The sequence below is a fragment of the Methylibium sp. Pch-M genome, from assembly GCF_004136295.1.
In the GTDB taxonomy this organism is placed as follows: Bacteria; Pseudomonadota; Gammaproteobacteria; order Burkholderiales; family Burkholderiaceae_C; genus Methylibium; species Methylibium petroleiphilum.
Genome location: NZ_CP029606.1, coordinates 2,684,994 through 2,702,638, shown reverse-complemented (window position 1 = coordinate 2,702,638; position 17,645 = coordinate 2,684,994). Strand labels below are relative to the sequence as shown.

The window sequence follows — 17,645 nt, the reverse complement described above, 5'->3', positions numbered from 1 at the left end:
CGCAGCGAACGGAGTGAGCGCAGCGAGTTCCGCGACGCCACCCCGACGCGAGCACCGCAGTGGCGTCGGCGCGCAGCGCCGACCGCCCCCGCCCGAGCCCCCGGCACACGCCGCCTGCCGCACCTCACACCACCATCGAGAAAAATCAATGCGCCTCAGCCAACTTCGCCGCCTCGACCGCATCCGCCGCCCCGCCCTTCGCGCCATTGAAGTACAGGTTCAGCAACACCGCACTCAGCGCCGCCAGCAGGATGCCGGACTCCAGCAGCGGGTGAAGGGCATGGTGCATCTGCTGCGTCCAGCGCGGCGCCACCAGCGGCAGCATGCCGAAGCCGATGGAGATGGCCACGATGTAGAGGTTGTGGCGGTGGGTCTTGTAGTCGACTGCGGCGAGGATGCGGATGCCGGTGGCGGCCACCATGCCGAACATCACCAGCCCGGCGCCGCCCAGCACGAAGGTGGGCACCGACTCGACCAGCGCCGCCATCTTCGGCAGCAGGCCCAGCACGATCATGATCAGCCCCGCCGCCACGCACACGTAGCGGCTGCGCACCCCGGTCACGCCCACCAGGCCCACGTTCTGCGAGAAGCTGGTGTACGGGAAGGTGTTGAACACGCCGCCGATCAGCGTGCCCAGCCCGTCGGTGCGCAGCCCGGCCGTCAGCTCGCGCTGGTCGATCGGTTTGCCGGTGAGGTCGGACAGCGCGAGGAACATGCCGGTCGACTCGATCATCACGACCACCATCACCAGCGTCATCGTCGCGATCAGCACCGGGTCGAACAGCGGCGGGCCGAAGGCGAACGGCGTGACCACGTCGAACCAGTGCGCCTTGGCCACCTTGTCGAAGCCCATCTTGCCCAGTGCCGCGGCCACCACGCAGCCCGCCACGATGCCCAGCAGCACCGAGATGTTGGCGACGAAGCCGCGGCCGTACTTGGAGATCAGCAGGATCACCCCCAGCACGAAGGCCGCGATCGCCATGTTGTCGAGCGCGCCGTAGGCCGGGTTGTCCTTCTGCGGCACCGGCCCCGGCAGCTTGGTGACGACCGGCGCCGGGGCGGGGGCCGCCAGCGTGCCGGCGTTGGCCGCCGCCGTGGCCGCGGCGGCGGCCTGGGTCGCCACGCCGGCCGCAGGCGCGGAGCCGGCTGACAGTGCGGCCACCGCCGCATTGCCGGCCAGCGCCTCGGCCTTGGCCTGGTCGACCATCACCACCAGTCGCGGCACGTCGGTGAACTGCGCCAGGTGGGCCGGCCCGCCCATCGCCCAGCCGATGCCCACGCGCATCAGGCTGATGCCGATCACCGCGATGATGGTGCCGGTCACCACCGGCGGAAAGTAGCGCAGCAGGCGCCCCATCACCGGCGCGATGAAGATGGCCAGCAGGCCCGCACCGATGATGGCGCCGAAGATGGCGCGCGCCGCTTCGGTGCCGCCGGGTCCGGCCATCGCCACCATCGGGCCGACCGCGGCGAAGGTCACGCCCATCATGACCGGCAGCTTCACGCCGAACCAGCGCGTCGCGCCCAGCGACTGGATCAGCGTGGCGATGCCGCAGCAGAACAGGTCGGCCGAGATCAGCATCGCCACCTGCTCGGGGCTGAGCTTGAGCGCGCGGCCGACGATCAGCGGCACGGCCACGGCGCCGGCATACATCACCAGCACATGCTGCAGGCCCAGCGTCGCCAGCCGTCCGGCGGGCAGCTTCTCGTCGACCGGGTGGACGGTGGGGGGTGTGCCCGAAGCCATGGCGTTCTCCTCGAATGCCCTCGGGTCCCTGCAAGGCCCGTACCCAGGCCTTGCCCGCTAACGGGGCGGCGCGCCGGCCTCGTACCACCGACCCAGCAGCGCACGCTCGGCGTCGGTCATCTGGGTGGCGTTGTTCATCGGCATGGTCTTCAGCACCACCGCCTGCTGGTAGATCTGTTGCGCATGGCCCGCGATCAGCTCGGGCGTGTGCAGCTGCACGTTCTTGCTGACGACCTGGGCGTTGTGGCACATCGCGCAGCGCTCGCCCACCACCGCCTGCACCTGCGCGAAGCTCACCGGCACCGCCGCCTGCGCCGACGCCACGGACTCGTGCTTCGGCGCGACCAGCCACGCCACCCCGGCCAGGATGGCCACGGCCGCGGCGGCGATCTCCCAGCGCGGCGGCGCCTTGTGGCGCAGCACGAAGAACAGCCGGATCAGCGCACCGGCCAGCATCAGCAGCACCAGCACCAGCCAGTTGAGGCGGTGCTGCGTGACCATGCCGTAGTGGTTGGACAGCATCGCGATCAGCACCGGCATCGTGAAGTAGGTGTTGTGCACGCTGCGCTGCTTGCCGCGCTTGCCGAGGTTCGGGTCGACCGGCTGTTTCGCGCGCAGCGCCGCCACCACCTTGCGCTGGCCGGGGATGATGACCATCAGCACGTTGGCGCTCATCACCGTGGCCAGCATCGCGCCGGTCAGCAGGAAGGCGGCGCGCCCGGCGAACAGGTGGCAGGCGATCCAGGCCGCCACGCAGGTGTAGAGGAAGACGCCGATGCCCACCTTCAGGTCACCGCCCACCGAACCGTCGGGCTTGCGGCCGGCCACGCGGCAGATGCCGTCGTAGACCACCCAGCCCAGCACCAGGTAGGCCAGCGCGCCGGCCACCGCGGCGCCGGGCGACCAGTCGAACACCGCCTTGTCGACCAGGAAGGACGAGGCGTTCACGAAGTACAGCACGCACAGCAGCGCGAAGCCCGACAGCCAGGTCGCGTAGCTCTCCCAGTACGACCAGTGCAGCTTCTCGGGCAGGTCGGGCGGCGCCACCAGGTACTTGTTGGAGTGGTAGAAACCGCCGCCATGCACCGCCCAGGCCTCGCCGTCGACGCCCTTCTTCTTCAGCTCCGGGTCCTCGGGCTTGTAGAGGCTGTCGTCGAGCAGCACGAAGTGCAGCGAGGCACCGATCCAGGCCACCGCGGTCACCACGTGCAGCCAGCGCAGCAACAGGTTGGCCCAGTCGAGCAGGTAGGCGTCCATCGGCGTCGGCTCAGCTGCCGCGGTAGGTGGAATAGGCCCAGGGGCTGGCCAGCAGGGGCACGTGGTAGTGCAGCGCCGGGTCGGCTAGGCCGAAGTCCAGCGGCACCTCGTCGAGGAAGGGCGGCTCCGGCAGCACGACGCCGCGCGCGCGGAAGTAGTCGGCCACCGCGAAGACCAGGCGGTAGCGGCCCGGCTGCAGCGCCTCGCCCTCCAGCAGCGGCAGGTCGGCCCGACCGTCGTCGTTGAGCCGCAGCGCGGCCAGGCGCTGGTCGCCCTGCGGCGCCAGGCGCCACAGCGTCACCGCCATGCCGGCGGCGGGGCAGCCGTTCATCGTGTCGAGCACGTGGGTGGTGAGTCGTCCCATGGTCGTGGCGGCGGCGCTCCGGTGGTGGTCGCGGGAGGGGGTGTGCGGTCCGTGTCCGCGGGCCGCATCACGCAGCGCCGCCCGGCGCGGGCTGTGCACAAAAGTGTATACACTTTGCCGGTCGTCGCAAGCACCGTGCCATGGACCTGGCGGGCCTCGACGCCGCCGATACCGCACCGAAAAGATGCCTCGCACCGCCGCCGCACCGCTCCAGGCCCTGAAGCCCGCACCGTCGCGGCGCCGCAGTGCCGGCGCGGCGGCGCGCGCCACACCGGAGGCCGACACCAGTGCCACGCAGCGCATCGTCGATGCGATCACCACCGCCATCGTCGAGCGCCGGCTGATGCCGGGCACCAAGCTGGCCGAGCAGAAGATCGCCGACCTCTTCAAGGTCTCGCGCACCCTGGTGCGCCAGGCCCTCAACCAGCTCAGCCGCGACCGCCTGGTCACGCTCGAGCCGGCCCGCGGCGCCTTCGTCGCCCGGCCCGGTGTGCAGGAGGCGCGCCAGGTTTTCGAGGTGCGGCAGATGCTGGAGACCGCGATGGTGCGCAAGCTGTGCGCCGTGATCACCGACGCGCAGATCGCCGAGCTGCGCGCCCACCTGCGAGCCGAACGCGAGGCCGTGCTGCGCACCGACGTGCCCGGCCGCACCCGGCTGCTGGCCGACTTCCACATGATCCTCGCCCGCATGGTCGGCAACGAGGTGCTGGCGCAGCTGCTGACCGACCTGCTGTCGCGCTCCTCGCTGATCTCGCTGATGTACCAGTCCTCGCATTCGGCCGAGCACTCGCAGGCCGAGCACGTGGCCCTGGTCGATGCGCTGGAACGGCGCGACGCCCGCGCCGCCGTGAAGCTGCTCGACGCCCACCTGCGCAACGTCGAGCGCAACCTGCGTCTCAACCCGCGCGTCCACGACCTCGACGCCGCACTGCGGCCGGCCGGCTGAGCCGCCGCACCGCGCTCGCTTCTTGCAAGGCCTGCCCACCATGGACCCGACCCCTGCCCCCTATCCCCGCGACCTGCGCGGCTACGGCCGCGACGTCCCGCACGCCCGCTGGCCGGGCGGCGCGCGGATCGCGGTGCAGTTCGTGCTCAATTACGAGGAAGGCGGCGAGAACAGCCCGCTGCACGGCGATCCCACCTCCGAGACCTTCCTGTCGGAGCTGATCACCGCCCAGGCCTACGAGAACCGCCACATGACGATGGAGTCGATGTACGAGTACGGCTCGCGCGTCGGCGTGTGGCGCATCCTGCGCGAGTTCGAGAAGCGCCGCCTGCCGCTCACGGTGTTCGGCGTCGGCATGGCGCTGCAGCGCTACCCCGAGCTGCTGGCCGCCTTCATGGAGAGCGGCTACGAGATCGCCAACCACGGCCTGCGCTGGATCCACTACCAGAACCTGCCCGAGGCGACCGAGCGGCGCCACATCGGCATCGGCACGCAGCTGCTGCGCGAGCTGACCGGCGGCGAGTGGCCGCTCGGCTGGTACACCGGGCGCGACAGCCCGAACACGCGCCGCCTGGTGGTCGACCAGGGCGGCTACGCCTACGACAGCGACTACTACGGCGACGAGCTGCCGTTCTGGACCGAGGTCGAGAAGACCGACGGCACGCGCGTGCCCCACCTCGTGGTGCCCTACTCGCTCGACACCAACGACATGCGCTTCGTGCAGGCGCAGGGCTTCAACACCGGCGAGCACTTCTTCACCTACCTGCGCGACAGCTTCGACGCGCTCTACGCCGAGGGCGAGGACGCCCCCAGGATGATGTCGATCGGCATGCACTGCCGCCTGCTCGGCAAGCCCGGGCGCATCGGCGCGCTGCAGCGCTTCCTCGACCACATCGAGGCGCACGACCGCGTCTGGGTGTGCCGGCGCATCGACATCGCCCGGCACTGGCAGGCCACCCACCCCTGCGCGAAGGCCGCCGCGTGACGACCGCCGCCCCCACCCCGCTGACGCTCGCCTGGCTCAACGACGCGCCGGCCCAGGCGGCGCTGGCCGCGCTCGACGGCCTCTACGAGCACTCGCCGTGGATCGCCGAGGCGGCACTGCGCCAGCGGCCTTTCACCAGTCTGGCGCAGTTCAAGCATGCGATGGTGCGCGTGGTGCGCGAGGCCGGGCGCGAGGCCCAGCTCGCGCTGGTGCGCGCCCACCCCGAACTCGCGGGCAAGGCCGCGGTGGCCGGCACGCTGACCGCCGAATCGACCGGCGAGCAGGCGCGCGCCGGCCTGAACCACTGCACCCCGGAGGAGTTCGCGCTCGTGCAGCGGCTCAACGCCGACTACGGCGCGCGCTTCGGCTGGCCGTTCGTGCTGGCGGTGCGCGGCCCGCGCGGCGAGGGCCTGCACCGGCGCGAGATCCTCGCGACCCTGCAGCGCCGCCTGCAGGGCCACCCCGAGGTCGAGCTGGCCGAGTGCCTGCGCCACATCGACCGCATCGCCGAGATCCGGCTCAACGACAAGTTCGGCGTCGTGCCGGTGCTGGGCAACCAGGCCTGGGACTGCGCCGAACTCCTGGCGGCGCACAGCGACCCCGGCTACGCCGAGCAGGGCCAGCTCACCGTCACCTACCTCACCGCCGCGCACCAGGCCTGCCAGACGCAGCTGCAGCGCTGGATGCGCGACTGCGGCTTCGACGAGGTGCGCCTCGACGCGGTCGGCAACGTGGTCGGCGTCTACCACGGCAGCGATCCGTCGGCGCGCCGGCTGCTCACCGGCAGCCACTACGACACGGTGCGCAACGGCGGCAAGTACGACGGCCGGCTCGGCATCTTCGTGCCGCTGGTCGCGGTGCGCGAGCTGCACCGCGCCGGGCGCCGGCTGCCGTTCGGCCTCGAGGTGATCGGCTTCGCCGAGGAGGAAGGCCAGCGCTACAAGGCCACCTTCCTCGGCTCGGGCGCGCTGACCGGCGCCTTCGAGCCGGGGTGGCTCGACCAGCGCGACGCCGACGGCGTGACGATGCGCGAGGCGATGCAGGCCGCCGGCCTGCCGGCCACGCTCGAGGCCATCGCGGCCGAGCGGCGCGACCCGGCGCGCTACCTCGGCTTCGTCGAGGTCCACATCGAGCAGGGCCCGGTGCTCGCCGAGCTCGACCTGCCGCTGGGCGTCGTGAGCTCCATCAACGGCAGCGTGCGCTACCTCGGCGAGATGAGCGGCGTCGCCAGCCACGCCGGCACCACGCCGATGGACCGGCGCCGCGACGCCGCCGCCGCGGTGGCCGAGCTGCTGCTCTACGTCGAGCGGCGCGCGGCCGCGGTGCCCGAGCTGGTCGGCACCGTCGGCGTGCTCGAGGTGCCGGGCGGCTCGATCAACGTCGTGCCCGGCCTCTGCCGCTTCAGCCTCGACATCCGCGCCACCACCGACGCGGTGCGCGACGCCTGCGCGCACGACGTGCTGGCCGAACTGCAGGCGATCTGCGCGCGGCGCGGCCTCACGGTGCGCCTGGACGAGACGATGCGCGCCGCCGCCGCGCCCTGCGACCCCGCCTGGCGCGCCCGCTGGGCGCGCGCCGTCGCCGCCACCGGCCTGCCGCTGCACGTGCTGCCCAGCGGCGCCGGCCACGACGCGATGAAGCTGCACGAGGTGATGCCGCAGGCCATGCTGTTCGTGCGCGGCGAGAACGCCGGCATCAGCCACAACCCGCTCGAATCCACCACGGCCGACGACATGCAGCTCGCGGTCGAGGCCTTCACGCACCTGCTCGATGCCCTGAGCCACGACACGCCATGAGCACCCCCCACGACCGACTCGACGCCTGGATCGACGCCCACTTCGACGAGCAGGTGACGCTGCTGCAGGAGCTGGTGAAGGTGCCCACCGACTCGCCGCCCGGCGACAACGCGCCGCACGCCGAGCGCACCGCCGAGCTGATGGCGGCCTTCGGCTTCGAGGCCGAGAAATACCCGGTGCCGGCCGACGAGGTGCGCGCCTACGGCCTGCAATCGCTGACCAACCTGATCGTGCGGCGCCGCTACGGTGCCGGCGGCCCGACGATCGCGCTCAACGCGCACGGCGACGTGGTGCCGCCCGGCGAGGGCTGGACCCACGACCCCTACGGCGGCGAGGTCGCCGACGGCAAGCTCTACGGCCGCGCCGCCGCGGTCAGCAAGTGCGACTTCACCACCTACAGCTTCGCGGTGCGGGCGCTCGAGTCGCTGGGCGCGCCGCTGAAGGGGGGTGTGGAGCTGCACTTCACCTACGACGAGGAGTTCGGCGGCGAGCTCGGCCCCGGCCGGCTGCTGGCCCAGGGCCTGACGAAGCCCGACCTGATGATGGCGGCCGGCTTCAGCTACCAGATCGTCACCGCGCACAACGGCTGCCTGCAGATGGAGGTCACGGTGCACGGCAGGATGGCCCACGCCGCGATCCCGCACACCGGCGTCGACGCGCTGCAGGGCGCGGTGACCATCCTGAACGCGCTGTATGCACAGAACACCCTCTACCAGGGCATCTCGTCGAAGGTGACGGGCATCACCCATCCCTACCTCAACGTCGGCCGCATCGAGGGCGGCACCAACACCAACGTCGTGCCCGGCAAGGTGGTGTTCAAGCTCGACCGCCGCATGATCCCCGAGGAACACCCCGAGCAGGTCGAAGCCGACATCCGCCGCGTGATCGCCGACGCGGCCGCGCAGACCCCTGGCATCAGCGTCGACATCCGCCGCCTGCTGATGTGCCGCGCGCTGACGCCGCTGCCCGGCAACGCGCCGCTGGTGGCCGCGCTGGAGAAGCACGCCTCGGCGGTGTTCGGCGAACCGGTCCGCACCACCGGCACGCCGCTCTACACCGACGTGCGCCTGTACTGCGAGCACGGCGTGCCGGCCGTCATCTACGGCGCCGGGCCGCGCACCGTGCTGGAGAGCAACGCCAAGCGTGCCGACGAGCACATCGTGCTCGACGACCTGCGGCGCGCGACGAAGGTCGTCGCCCGCACGCTGTACGAGCTGCTGGGCTGAGATGCATGCGTTCAACCACCCCGACCCCAGCGCCGCGCAGATCGCCGCTGCGCTGCACCGCGCCAACCAGGTCGCGCTGAGCGCGCTGGCGCTCGGCCGGCATCCCTTCGGCGCGCTGCTGCTCGCCCCCGATCACCAGACCGTGCTGGCCGAGCAGGGCAACATCGACACCGTGCAGCACGCCGAGGCCACGCTGGTGCGCGCCGCGGCTGCTCAGCACGCGCCCGCGTTCCTGTGGGACTGCACGCTGGTCACCACCTTCGAGCCCTGCGCGATGTGCGCCGGCACCGCCTACTGGGCGAACATCGGCCGCGTCGTCTACGGTGCCAGCGAGGAAGCGCTGCTCGCGCTGACCGGCAACCACGCCGAGAACCCGACGCTGGCGCTGCCCTGTCGCGAGCTGTTCGCGCGCGGCCAGAAGCCGGTGCGGGTGTTCGGCCCGGTGCCCGAACTCGAGGCCGAGCTGCTGGCCCCGCACCGCGGCTTCTGGGCCACCCGCTGAGCGACCCGGCACGCCGGTGGCCCGTGGCCGGCATGGTTCCTGCTGCATCCCAACTGGTACACAAGACAGTGCACCAGCACACACCATGCACGCACCGAACCCGTTCACGCTCGAAGAGTGGCAGCAGGCCTACCGCGATGGCGCGATGCCCGGCCCGCTGCTCCACGAGCGGCGGCGCCAGCTGGCGGGCGCAGGGGCCGACCCGGCGTGGATCCTGCTCGCCAGCGAAGCCCAGCTCGACGACCAACTGGCCGCGCTGGCGGCGCGCGCCGCCGGCTGCGCCGACGAGGCCGCGCGCGCCCGCACCCTGCCGCTGTACGGCGTGCCGTTCGCGGTCAAGGACAACATCGACATCGCCGGGTTGCCCACCACCGCCGCCTGCCCGGCGTTCTCGCACGCTGCCGAGCGCTCGGCGCACGCGGTGCAGCGGCTCGTCGAGGCCGGCGCGGTGTGGCTGGGCAAGACCAACCTCGACCAGTTCGCCACCGGCCTGGTCGGCACCCGCTCGCCCTACGGCCGGCCGGCGAGCGTGTTCGCCGCCGACCGCGTGAGCGGCGGCTCCAGCTCCGGCTCGGCGGTGGTGGTCGCACGCGGCGACGTGCCGCTCGCGCTGGGCACCGACACCGCCGGCTCGGGCCGCGTGCCGGCCGGCTTCAACAACATCGTCGGCCTCAAGCCCACACCGGGCCGCGTGTCCACCACCGGCGTGCTGCCGGCCTGCCGCTCGCTGGACTGCGTGTCGGTGTTCGCGCACAGCGTGCCGGCCGCGGCCACCGTGCTCGCGCTGATCGAGGGGCCGGACGCCGACGACGCGTACAGCGCCTTCGCGCCGGGGCCCGCCGGCTGGCACGGCCCGCTGCGCGTCGGCGTGCCGCGCGATCCGGTCTTCAGCGGCGACGCCGGCTATGCCGCGGCCTTCGAGCAGGCGCTCGGCGAGCTGCGCCGGCTCGGCCACAGCGCGGTGCCGATCGACTTCGCGCCGCTGCACCGGGTGGCCGACCTGCTGTACGCCGGCCCCTGGGTGGCCGAACGCCATGCCGTGGTCGAGGCCCTGCTCGCGCACGACCCACAGGCGCTGGACCCGAGCGTGCGCCAGATCGTCGAATCGGCCACCGCCTTCAGCGCCACCGATGCCTTCCGCGGCCAGTACCGGCTGCGCGCGGCGCAGCGCGGCGCCGCCGCGCTGTGGCAGCAGGTCGACGTGCTGATGGTGCCCACCGCGCCGGGCCACCCGCGCTTCGACGAGGTCGATGCCGACCCGCTGGGCGCGAACGCCGGCCTGGGCACCTACACCAACTTCGTCAACCTGCTGGGCTGGTGCGCGCTGGCGGTGCCGGCCGGCTTCACCGCCACGCCGGTGTCCGAAGGCCCGGCCGCCGGGCTGCCGTTCGGCGTCACCTTCATCGCCCCGGCGAACGCCGACGCCGCGCTGGCCCGCTTCGGCGCGCAATGGCAGCGTGCCATGGACCTGCCGCTCGGCGTCTCGCGCCGCCACCTCGAAGACCTGCCCGCGGCACCGGCGGGCCCCATGCCGGCCGCCGAGCCCACGCTGTCGCTGGCCGTGGTGGGCGCCCACCTGTCGGGGCTGCCGCTGAACGGCCAGCTCACCGAGCGCGGCGCGAGCCTGCTCGAGGCCACCACCACCGCGCCACGCTACCGCCTGCACGCGCTGCCCGGCACCACGCCGCCGAAGCCCGGCCTGGTGCGGGTCGCCGCCGGCGACGCAGGCCACGCGATCGCGGTCGAGGTGTGGGCGCTGCCGCTGCACGCCGTCGGCTCCTTCCTCGCGCTGATCCCGCCGCCGCTGGGCCTGGGCTCGATCGAGCTGGCCGACGGCCGCTGGGTGCACGGCTTCCTGTGCGAGTCGCATGCGCTGGCCGGCGCGCCCGATGTCAGCGCCTTCGGCGGCTGGCGCGCCTATGCGGCGTCGCTGCGCGGTGCCGCGGCCTAGGCCCGCCGCGCCCGTCCTCATCTGCCCGGACTTCCAGGAGAACGACATGCCGCCCCCCGACACGATCGAGGCCTACGTCGATGCCGCCGCCGCGGCACTGGCCCTGCCGCTCGCGCCCGAGCACCGCCCCGGCGTGCTGCGCTACTTCGCGCTCGCGTCGCAGATGGCCGCGCTGGTGAACGGCCTGCCGCTCGCCGTGGAGGACGAGCCGGCACCGCAGTTCGTGCCGCTGTCGCCGCAGGACGCCGCGCCGTGAGCGCCGACACCCTGCTCGCCGGCACCGCCACCGGCATCGCCGCCGCGGTGCAGCGCGGCGAGGTGAGCGCCAGCGCGGTGGTGCAGGCCAGCCTCGCGCGCATCACCGCCACCGACGCACGCGTCAATGCCTTCACCGACCTCACTGCGCAGCGCGCGCTGGAGCGTGCCGCCACGCTCGACGCGCGCCACGCGGCCGGCGACACCGCGGCACTGCCGCTGCTGGGCGTGCCCTTCGCGGTGAAGAACCTGTTCGACGTGCAGGGCCTGGCCACGCTGGCCGGCTCGAAGATCGAGCGCGAGCGCGCGCCGGCGCTGCGCGACGGGCCGCTGGTGGAGCGGCTCGAATCCGCCGGCGCGGTGCTGGTGGGCGCGCTGAACATGGACGAGTACGCCTACGGCTTCACCACCGAGAACAGCCACGCCGGCGCCACCCACAACCCGCACGACCTGGCGCGCAGCGCGGGCGGTTCGTCGGGCGGCTCGGGCGCCGCCATCGCCGCCGGCCAGGTGCCGCTGACGCTGGGCTCCGACACCAACGGCTCGATCCGCGTGCCCAGTTCGCTGTGCGGCGTGTTCGGCCTCAAGCCCACCTACGGCCGGCTGCCGCGCCACGGCTCCTACCCCTTCGTCGCCAGCCTCGACCACCTCGGGCCGTTCGCGCGCTCGGTGCCCGACCTGGCGCTCAGCTACGACCTGCTGCAGGGCTGGGACGCCGCCGACCCCGGCTGCGTGCAGCGCCCCATCGAGCCGACGCACGCCACGCTGGCGCAGGGCGCGGACGGCCTGCGCATCGCGGTGCTCGGCGGCTACTTCCACGAGCACGCGCTGCCCGAGGCGCGCGCCGCGGTCGAGCGTGTCGCGGCGGCGCTCGGCGTCACGCGCCGCGTCGAGCTGCCGGAGGTGGCACGCGCCCGCGCCGCCGCCTTCCTGATCAGCAACGCCGAGGGCGCCACGCTGCACCTGGGCGACCTGCGCACGCGCGCGCAGGACTTCGAGCCGCTGTCGCGCGACCGCTTCCTCGCCGGCGCGCTGCTGCCGGCCGCCTGGGTGCTGCAGGCGCAGCGCGTGCGGCGCTGGTTCGCGCAGCGCGCGGCCGAGCTGTTCGGCCAGGTCGACGTGCTGCTGGCACCGGCCACGCCCTGCGTCGCGCCGCGGCTCGGCACCGAGTGGCTGGAGCTGAACGGCCAGCGGCTCCCGGCCCGGCCCAGCCTGGGCCTGCTGACGCAGCCGATCTCCTGCATCGGCCTGCCGGTGTGCGCGGTGCCGGTGTGGGGCTGCAGCGAGGCGCAGCCGGGCCTGCCGATCGGCGTGCAGGTGATCGCCGCGCCCTGGCGCGAGGACCACGCGCTGCGTGTCGGCGCCGCGCTCGAGGCCGCCGGCGTGGTGCGCTCGCCGGTCGCCGCGCTCGACTGAATCCGAAGGAAGATCGGCGATGACCGAAGACCACGACATCAACCGCCCCGAGGTGCTGGCCGAGATGCAGGCCGTGTTCGCCCGCTACGAGGACGCGCTGGTCCACAACCGCATCGAGGTGCTCGACGCGCTGTTCTGGCCGAGCGCCCACACGGTGCGCTACGGCACCGCCGAGAACCTGGTCGGCATCGACGCGATCCGCGCCTTCCGGCGCGCCCGGCCGTCGCAGGGCCTGGCGCGCCGCCTGGCGCTTACCGTGATCACCACCTACGGGCAGGACTTCGCCACCGCGATGACCGAGTTCCACCGCGACGGCGACGCCCGCATCGGCCGCCAGAGCCAGACCTGGGTGCGCTTCGCCGACGGCGGCTGGCGCGTGGTGGCCGCGCACGTGAGCCTGATCGATGGCTGAGTTCCGAGCGCCGTCTAGACTCGCGCGATGAGCACGCGTCCCGCCCGCCGTCCCGCAACCGCCGCCTCCCGCGCGCGCGCCACCGCCGCGGCCCCAGCCACCACGCTGCCCGCCACCGCGGTGCGCAGCAACCTCGCCGAGCAGGCCTACGCCCGGCTCAAGGCCGAGATCCACGACTTCCTGCTGGTGCCCGGCGACCGCTTCTCCGAGGCCGAGATCGGCACCCGCCTCGGCGTCAGCCGCACGCCGGTGCGCGAGGCGCTGTTCCGGCTGCGCAACGAGGGCTTCCTCGAAGTGGAGTCGAAGTCGGGCTGGTACGTGCGGCCGATCGATTTCGACAAGCTCGAGCAGCTCTATGACCTGCGCGTGCTGCTCGAACTCGCCAGCGTGGCCAAGCTGTGCGCCCGTGCCGACGACTCTTCGCCCGAGCTCGACGCGCTGAAGAAGACCTGGCTGCTGCCGGCCGCCGAGCGCCTGACCGACGGGCGCGAAGTCGGTGCACTCGACGAGCAGTTCCACGCCACGCTGGTGCGCGCCGCCGGCAACACCGAGATCGCCCGCGTGCACTGGGACGTGACCGAGCGCATCCGCATCATCCGCCGGCTCGATTTCACGCGCGGCGACCGCATCGACGCCACCTACACCGAGCACGCCAAGATCCTGCGCGCAGTGATGCAGCGCAAGCTCGACCAGGCCCAGTTGCTGCTGCGCAGCCACGTCGAGCAGAGCAAGTCCGAGGTCCGCAAGATCACGCTGGCGATGCTCCAGCAGGCCCGCGCGCAGCTCGCGCGCTGACGGCCCCCGCCCCGGCACCCCCTTGCCGCTGCCGGTGCCACCGGGCCCCGGGGCCGGGCGGTGCGCTGCTTTTCCGCCCCGTCCGCAGCACCGCTGCGGCAGCCGGCCGCAGGCACGGCACTTGCGTATTCCATCTTGTATACCAATACGTGCACCAAGACCGGCCACGCCGGTTGCGGATGCCCCGCCCCGCTGCTGCCGTGCCATCCACATCGAGGAAGAAGGAACCATGACGCAACACGATTTCCGGGCCTCCCGCCGCCGCGCCCTGGCGCAACTGTCGGCCGCCGGCCTGGCCACCGCCTCGCCGTGGGCACTGCGCGCCGCGCAGGCCCAGACCAAGATGACCATCGGCGTGATCTACGTCGGCCCGAAGGACGACTTCGGCTACAACCAGGCGCAAGCCGCCGCCGCGGCCGAGGTCAAGAAGCTGCCCGGCATCAAGGTCGTCGAGGAGGAGAACGTCCCCGAGACCACCGCGGTGCAGAAGACCATGACCGGCATGATCGTGCAGGACGGCGCCAAGCTGCTGTTCCCCACCTCGTTCGGCTACTTCGATCCGCACATGCTGGCGCTCGCCGCCAAGTACCCCGACGTGCGCTTCTCGCACTGCGGCGGCATGTGGACCGAGGGCAAGCACCCCAAGAACACCGGCAGCTTCTTCGGCTACATCGACGAGTGCCAGTACCTCAACGGCGTGATCGCCGGCCACATGAGCAAGAGCAAGAAGCTCGGCTTCGTGGCGGCCAAGCCGATCCCGCAGGTGCTGCGCAACATCAACGCCTTCACGATGGGGGCGCGCTCGGTCGACCCGAAGATCACCTGCACGGTCATCTTCACCGGCGAGTGGTCGATGGCCGTCAAGGAGGCCGAAGCCACCAACAGCCTCGCCGACCAGGGCGCCGACGTGTTCACGATGCACGTGGACGGCCCGAAGGTGATCGTCGAGACCGCCGCCAAGCGCGGCAAGATGGTCTGCGGCTACCACGCCAGCCAGGCCAAGCTCGCGCCCAACGCCTACCTGACCGGCGCCGAGTGGAACTGGCTCACCGCCTACAAGACCATCATCGAGGCGGCCCAGGCCGGCAAGCCGCACCCGAACTTCCTGCGCGGCGGCCTGAAGGAAGGCTACGTGAAGATGTCGGCCTACGGTCCGATGGTGCCGGAGGCCGCGAAGAAGGCCGCCGACGGCATCAAGGCCAAGATGATCGCTGGTTCGTTCGACATCTTCGCCGGCGGCCTGAAGGACAACAAGGGCGCGGTGGTCATCCCGGCCGGCAAGGTGCTGAAGCAGACCGACCTGGAGCTCGAGAAGATGAACTACCTGGTCGAGGGCGTGGTCGGCTCGATCTGAGGTGGGCGCGGATCATGAGTGCTGACCGGCTCAGGTTCCAGCTCGTGGCAAGCAGCCGGAGCGCGGGCGGCCGGGCCGGGGAGCGCGAGGTCGGCGGTCGGCGCTTCGCGCCGACCGCCCTGCGGTGCTCGGCGTCGTGGCCGGGCCGCGGAACTCGCTCTGTTCGCTGCGCTCACGGCACTCGAACAACCGCGGCCAGTCAGTCCACGAGGCGCGCCGTGCGCGCCGGCCACGCTCCCTGCGCGCCTCGGCGCCTCTCACGCGCACCCCAGCCCGGCCACCCGCACTCCGGCCATCACGCTACGGATGCATTGCTGTCGTGCACCTCTGCGGTTTCGGCGCGGCAGGCGGTGGGCGCCGGGGCGATGTCGGGGTGCGGCGAGGAGCACAGGGCCGCAGGCGGCGCGCGCAGCGCGCTTCGTGATCCGATCCGTCGCGCTTGTCCGAGCGCCGTTCGCGCAGCGAACAGAGCGAGTTGCGCGACGCGCCTGCGGCCCGCGCACCGCAGCGCAGTCGGCGCAGCGCGCCGACCGCACCCCCTCACCGCCCCGGCGCCCACCGCCTGCCGCGCTTGCGCGCACCCCTGAAGAACGCCACCGGAGCCGACCGCCATGCGCAGTACCGCCCTCGCCGACATCCTGCTGCCGATCGGCGCGCTGGCCGCCGCACTGCTGCTGTTCGGCGTGTTCGTGTGGTTCGGCGGCACCGACCCCACCGAGGTCTGGCTGCTGCTGTTCAAGGGCGCCTTCGGCGACTGGTTCTCGTGGCAGAACACGCTGCAGCGCGCCGCGCCGCTGATGCTGACCGCGCTGTGCGTCGCGCTGCCGGCGCGCGCCGGGCTGGTGATCATCGGCGGCGAGGGCGCGCTGGTGCTCGGCGGCCTGGCCGCGGCGGCGCTGCCCTACGCGGTGCCGCTGCCGGGCAACGTGATCGGCACCGTGCTGGTCTGCGCGGCCGGCATGGCGGCCGGCGCGGCGTGGATCGCGCTGGCCGGTGCGCTGCGGCAGTACCGCGGCGTCAACGAGACCATCAGCAGCCTGCTGCTCGCCTACATCGCGATCGCGCTGTTCAAGCAGATCGTCGAGGGTCCGCTGCGCGACCCGGCCACGCTGAACAAGCCGTCCACGCGTGCGCTGGAGGAAGGCATCCGCATCGGCGGCATGTTCGGCTCCGACGTGCACTGGGGCCTGGTGCTGGGCCTGCTGGCCTGCGTGGCGCTGGGCCTGTGGCTGGCGCTCACCGCGCGCGGCTTCGCGGTGCGGGTGGTGGGCGGCAACCCGCGCACTGCGCAGCTGGTGGGCCTGCCGGCCAGCGGGCTGATCCTGATCGCCTGCGCGATCGGCGGCGCCTGCGCCGGGCTGGCCGGTGCGATCGAGGTGGCCGCGGTGCACACCAACGCCAACGCATCGATCATCGCCGGCTACGGATACGCCGGCATCCTGGTGAGCTTCATCGCGCGGCACAACCCGATCGCCGTGATCCCGGTGGCCATCCTGTTCGGCGGCTTCGGCGCGGCCGGCAGCCTGCTGCAGCGCCGGCTCGACCTGCCCGACGCCTCGGTCCAGGTGCTGCAGGGCATCGCCTTCGTGCTGATCCTCGCCAGCGAGGCGCTGCGCGGCATCGACTGGCGCGCCGCCGCGGTGAAGCTCAGGCCGCCGGCCGGACCGGCGGCGCCGGTGCAGTTGAAGGTCGAGGGCGGAGGAACCTGACGATGGACGGCACCGACACCCTGATCGCCTTCTCGGCGGCCATCCTCGGCGGCGCCCTGCGCGTCGGCGTGCCCTTCCTGTTCGTGAGCCTCGGCGAGTGCCTCACCGAGAAGGCCGGCCGCATCAACCTCGGCCTCGAGGGCGTGCTGGTGCTGTCGGCGATGGCGGCCTTCGGCGGCGCCTACCTCAGCGGCTCGGTGTGGGTCGGCGTGCTGGTCGCGGCCGGCGCCGGCGCGCTGCTGGCGCTGCTGCACGGCCTGCTGTGCACGCTGCCGCGCGTGAACGACGTGGCCACCGGCATCGCGCTGATGCTGCTCGGCACCGGCCTGGCCTTCTACCTCGGCAAGCCGCTGATCCAGCCGCAGGCACCGCAGCTCACGCCCATCGCGCTGGGCGGCTGGAGCGAGTCGAGCGTGGTGCAGGCCGCGCTGCAGATCAACCCGCTGCTGCCGCTGGGCATCGTGCTCGCGGTCTTGCTGTGGCTGGGCTTCGCACGCACCCGCTGGGGCCTGCTGGTGCGGCTGGCCGGCGACTCGGCCAACGCGACGCGCGCGCTGGGCTACTCGGTCGGCGCGATCCGCATCGCCGCCACCGCGGCGGGCGGCGCGATCGCCGGGCTGGGCGGGGCCTCGCTGACGCTGTTCTACCCCGGCAGCTGGAACGAGGGCATCTCCTCGGGCCAGGGCCTGATCGCGGTGGCGCTGGTGATCTTCGCGCGCTGGAGTCCGCTGCGCTGCGTGGGCGCGGCGCTGCTGTTCGGCGGCGCGGGCGCCATCGGCCCGGCGCTGCAGTCCATCGGCATCAGCCAGGGCTACTACCTGTTCAGTGCCGTGCCCTATGTGCTCACGCTGGTGATCCTGGTGCTGAGCTGCCGGCCCGGCAGCGTGGCGCAGGGCAGCCCGGGCGAGCTGTCATCCGCGCGCTGAGAGA

16 protein-coding genes are annotated in these 17,645 nt (G+C 72.8%); 13 read left to right on the top strand and 3 right to left on the bottom strand.

Annotation, left to right across the window (positions count from 1 at the left end; translation table 11 throughout):
• Positions 1 to 145: 145 nt before the first annotated feature.
• Genes C1M51_RS13115 through uraH form a run of 3 tightly spaced genes read right to left on the bottom strand, consistent with a single transcriptional unit; the run spans position 146 to position 3,311 of the window.
• Positions 146 to 1,747 carry a nucleobase:cation symporter-2 family protein gene (locus C1M51_RS13115; RefSeq protein WP_129450389.1) on the bottom strand — a complete coding sequence of 534 codons (1,602 nt, stop codon included), beginning with the start codon at positions 1,745 to 1,747 and terminating at the stop codon, positions 146 to 148.
• A gap of 57 nt (positions 1,748 to 1,804) precedes the next feature.
• Positions 1,805 to 3,004, bottom strand: coding sequence for a urate hydroxylase PuuD (locus C1M51_RS13110; protein WP_129450387.1), 1,200 nt, complete (start codon positions 3,002 to 3,004; stop codon positions 1,805 to 1,807).
• A gap of 10 nt (positions 3,005 to 3,014) precedes the next feature.
• On the bottom strand, positions 3,015 to 3,311 hold the full coding sequence (gene uraH / locus C1M51_RS13105) for a hydroxyisourate hydrolase (RefSeq protein WP_409072631.1): 297 nt from the start codon (positions 3,309 to 3,311) through the stop codon (positions 3,015 to 3,017).
• Positions 3,312 to 3,552: 241 nt separating this feature from the next.
• On the opposite strand from uraH, the gene C1M51_RS13100 reads away from it, so the two are divergent.
• From C1M51_RS13100 to C1M51_RS13040, 13 genes are all read left to right on the top strand, one after another.
• Positions 3,553 to 4,314: a GntR family transcriptional regulator gene (locus C1M51_RS13100; RefSeq protein WP_129450383.1), complete on the top strand. Its 762-nt coding sequence runs from the start codon at positions 3,553 to 3,555 to the stop codon at positions 4,312 to 4,314.
• A 40-nt stretch (positions 4,315 to 4,354) separates the two neighbouring features.
• Positions 4,355 to 5,299, top strand: coding sequence for an allantoinase PuuE (puuE, locus tag C1M51_RS13095; protein WP_129450381.1), 945 nt, complete (start codon positions 4,355 to 4,357; stop codon positions 5,297 to 5,299).
• Positions 5,296 to 7,095: a 2-oxo-4-hydroxy-4-carboxy-5-ureidoimidazoline decarboxylase gene (uraD, locus tag C1M51_RS13090; RefSeq protein WP_129450380.1), complete on the top strand. Its 1,800-nt coding sequence runs from the start codon at positions 5,296 to 5,298 to the stop codon at positions 7,093 to 7,095. The genes puuE and uraD overlap by 4 nt, the downstream gene beginning before the upstream one ends.
• Positions 7,092 to 8,321: an ArgE/DapE family deacylase gene (locus C1M51_RS13085; RefSeq protein ID WP_129450378.1), complete on the top strand. Its 1,230-nt coding sequence runs from the start codon at positions 7,092 to 7,094 to the stop codon at positions 8,319 to 8,321. Before uraD ends, C1M51_RS13085 begins: the two co-directional genes overlap by 4 nt.
• A 1-nt stretch (position 8,322) precedes the next feature.
• Entirely contained in the window at positions 8,323 to 8,823 is a 501-nt protein-coding gene (locus C1M51_RS13080; RefSeq protein WP_129450376.1) for a nucleoside deaminase, read from the top strand.
• A gap of 85 nt (positions 8,824 to 8,908) precedes the next feature.
• A complete protein-coding gene (gene atzF, locus C1M51_RS13075) occupies positions 8,909 to 10,774 on the top strand; it encodes an allophanate hydrolase (protein WP_129450375.1) in 1,866 nt (621 codons plus the stop codon).
• Between the two features lie 46 nt (positions 10,775 to 10,820).
• Positions 10,821 to 11,030, top strand: a complete 210-nt coding sequence (locus C1M51_RS13070) for a DUF4089 domain-containing protein (protein WP_129450373.1) — start codon at positions 10,821 to 10,823, stop codon at positions 11,028 to 11,030.
• Positions 11,027 to 12,445: an AtzE family amidohydrolase gene (locus tag C1M51_RS13065; protein WP_129450372.1), complete on the top strand. Its 1,419-nt coding sequence runs from the start codon at positions 11,027 to 11,029 to the stop codon at positions 12,443 to 12,445. Before C1M51_RS13070 ends, C1M51_RS13065 begins: the two co-directional genes overlap by 4 nt.
• A gap of 19 nt (positions 12,446 to 12,464) precedes the next feature.
• Positions 12,465 to 12,857 (top strand): oxalurate catabolism protein HpxZ, encoded by a 393-nt coding sequence (gene hpxZ / locus C1M51_RS13060; protein ID WP_011828371.1) that lies wholly within the window; start codon positions 12,465 to 12,467, stop codon positions 12,855 to 12,857.
• A 27-nt stretch (positions 12,858 to 12,884) separates the two neighbouring features.
• Entirely contained in the window at positions 12,885 to 13,652 is a 768-nt protein-coding gene (locus C1M51_RS13055; RefSeq protein ID WP_129450370.1) for a GntR family transcriptional regulator, read from the top strand.
• A gap of 229 nt (positions 13,653 to 13,881) precedes the next feature.
• Positions 13,882 to 15,006, top strand: coding sequence for a BMP family ABC transporter substrate-binding protein (locus C1M51_RS13050; RefSeq protein WP_129450368.1), 1,125 nt, complete (start codon positions 13,882 to 13,884; stop codon positions 15,004 to 15,006).
• Between the two features lie 611 nt (positions 15,007 to 15,617).
• Positions 15,618 to 16,715: an ABC transporter permease gene (locus C1M51_RS13045; RefSeq protein WP_129450366.1), complete on the top strand. Its 1,098-nt coding sequence runs from the start codon at positions 15,618 to 15,620 to the stop codon at positions 16,713 to 16,715.
• Positions 16,716 to 16,717: 2 nt separating this feature from the next.
• Entirely contained in the window at positions 16,718 to 17,641 is a 924-nt protein-coding gene (locus C1M51_RS13040) for an ABC transporter permease (protein ID WP_129450365.1), read from the top strand.
• The last annotated feature ends 4 nt before the right edge of the window (positions 17,642 to 17,645 follow it).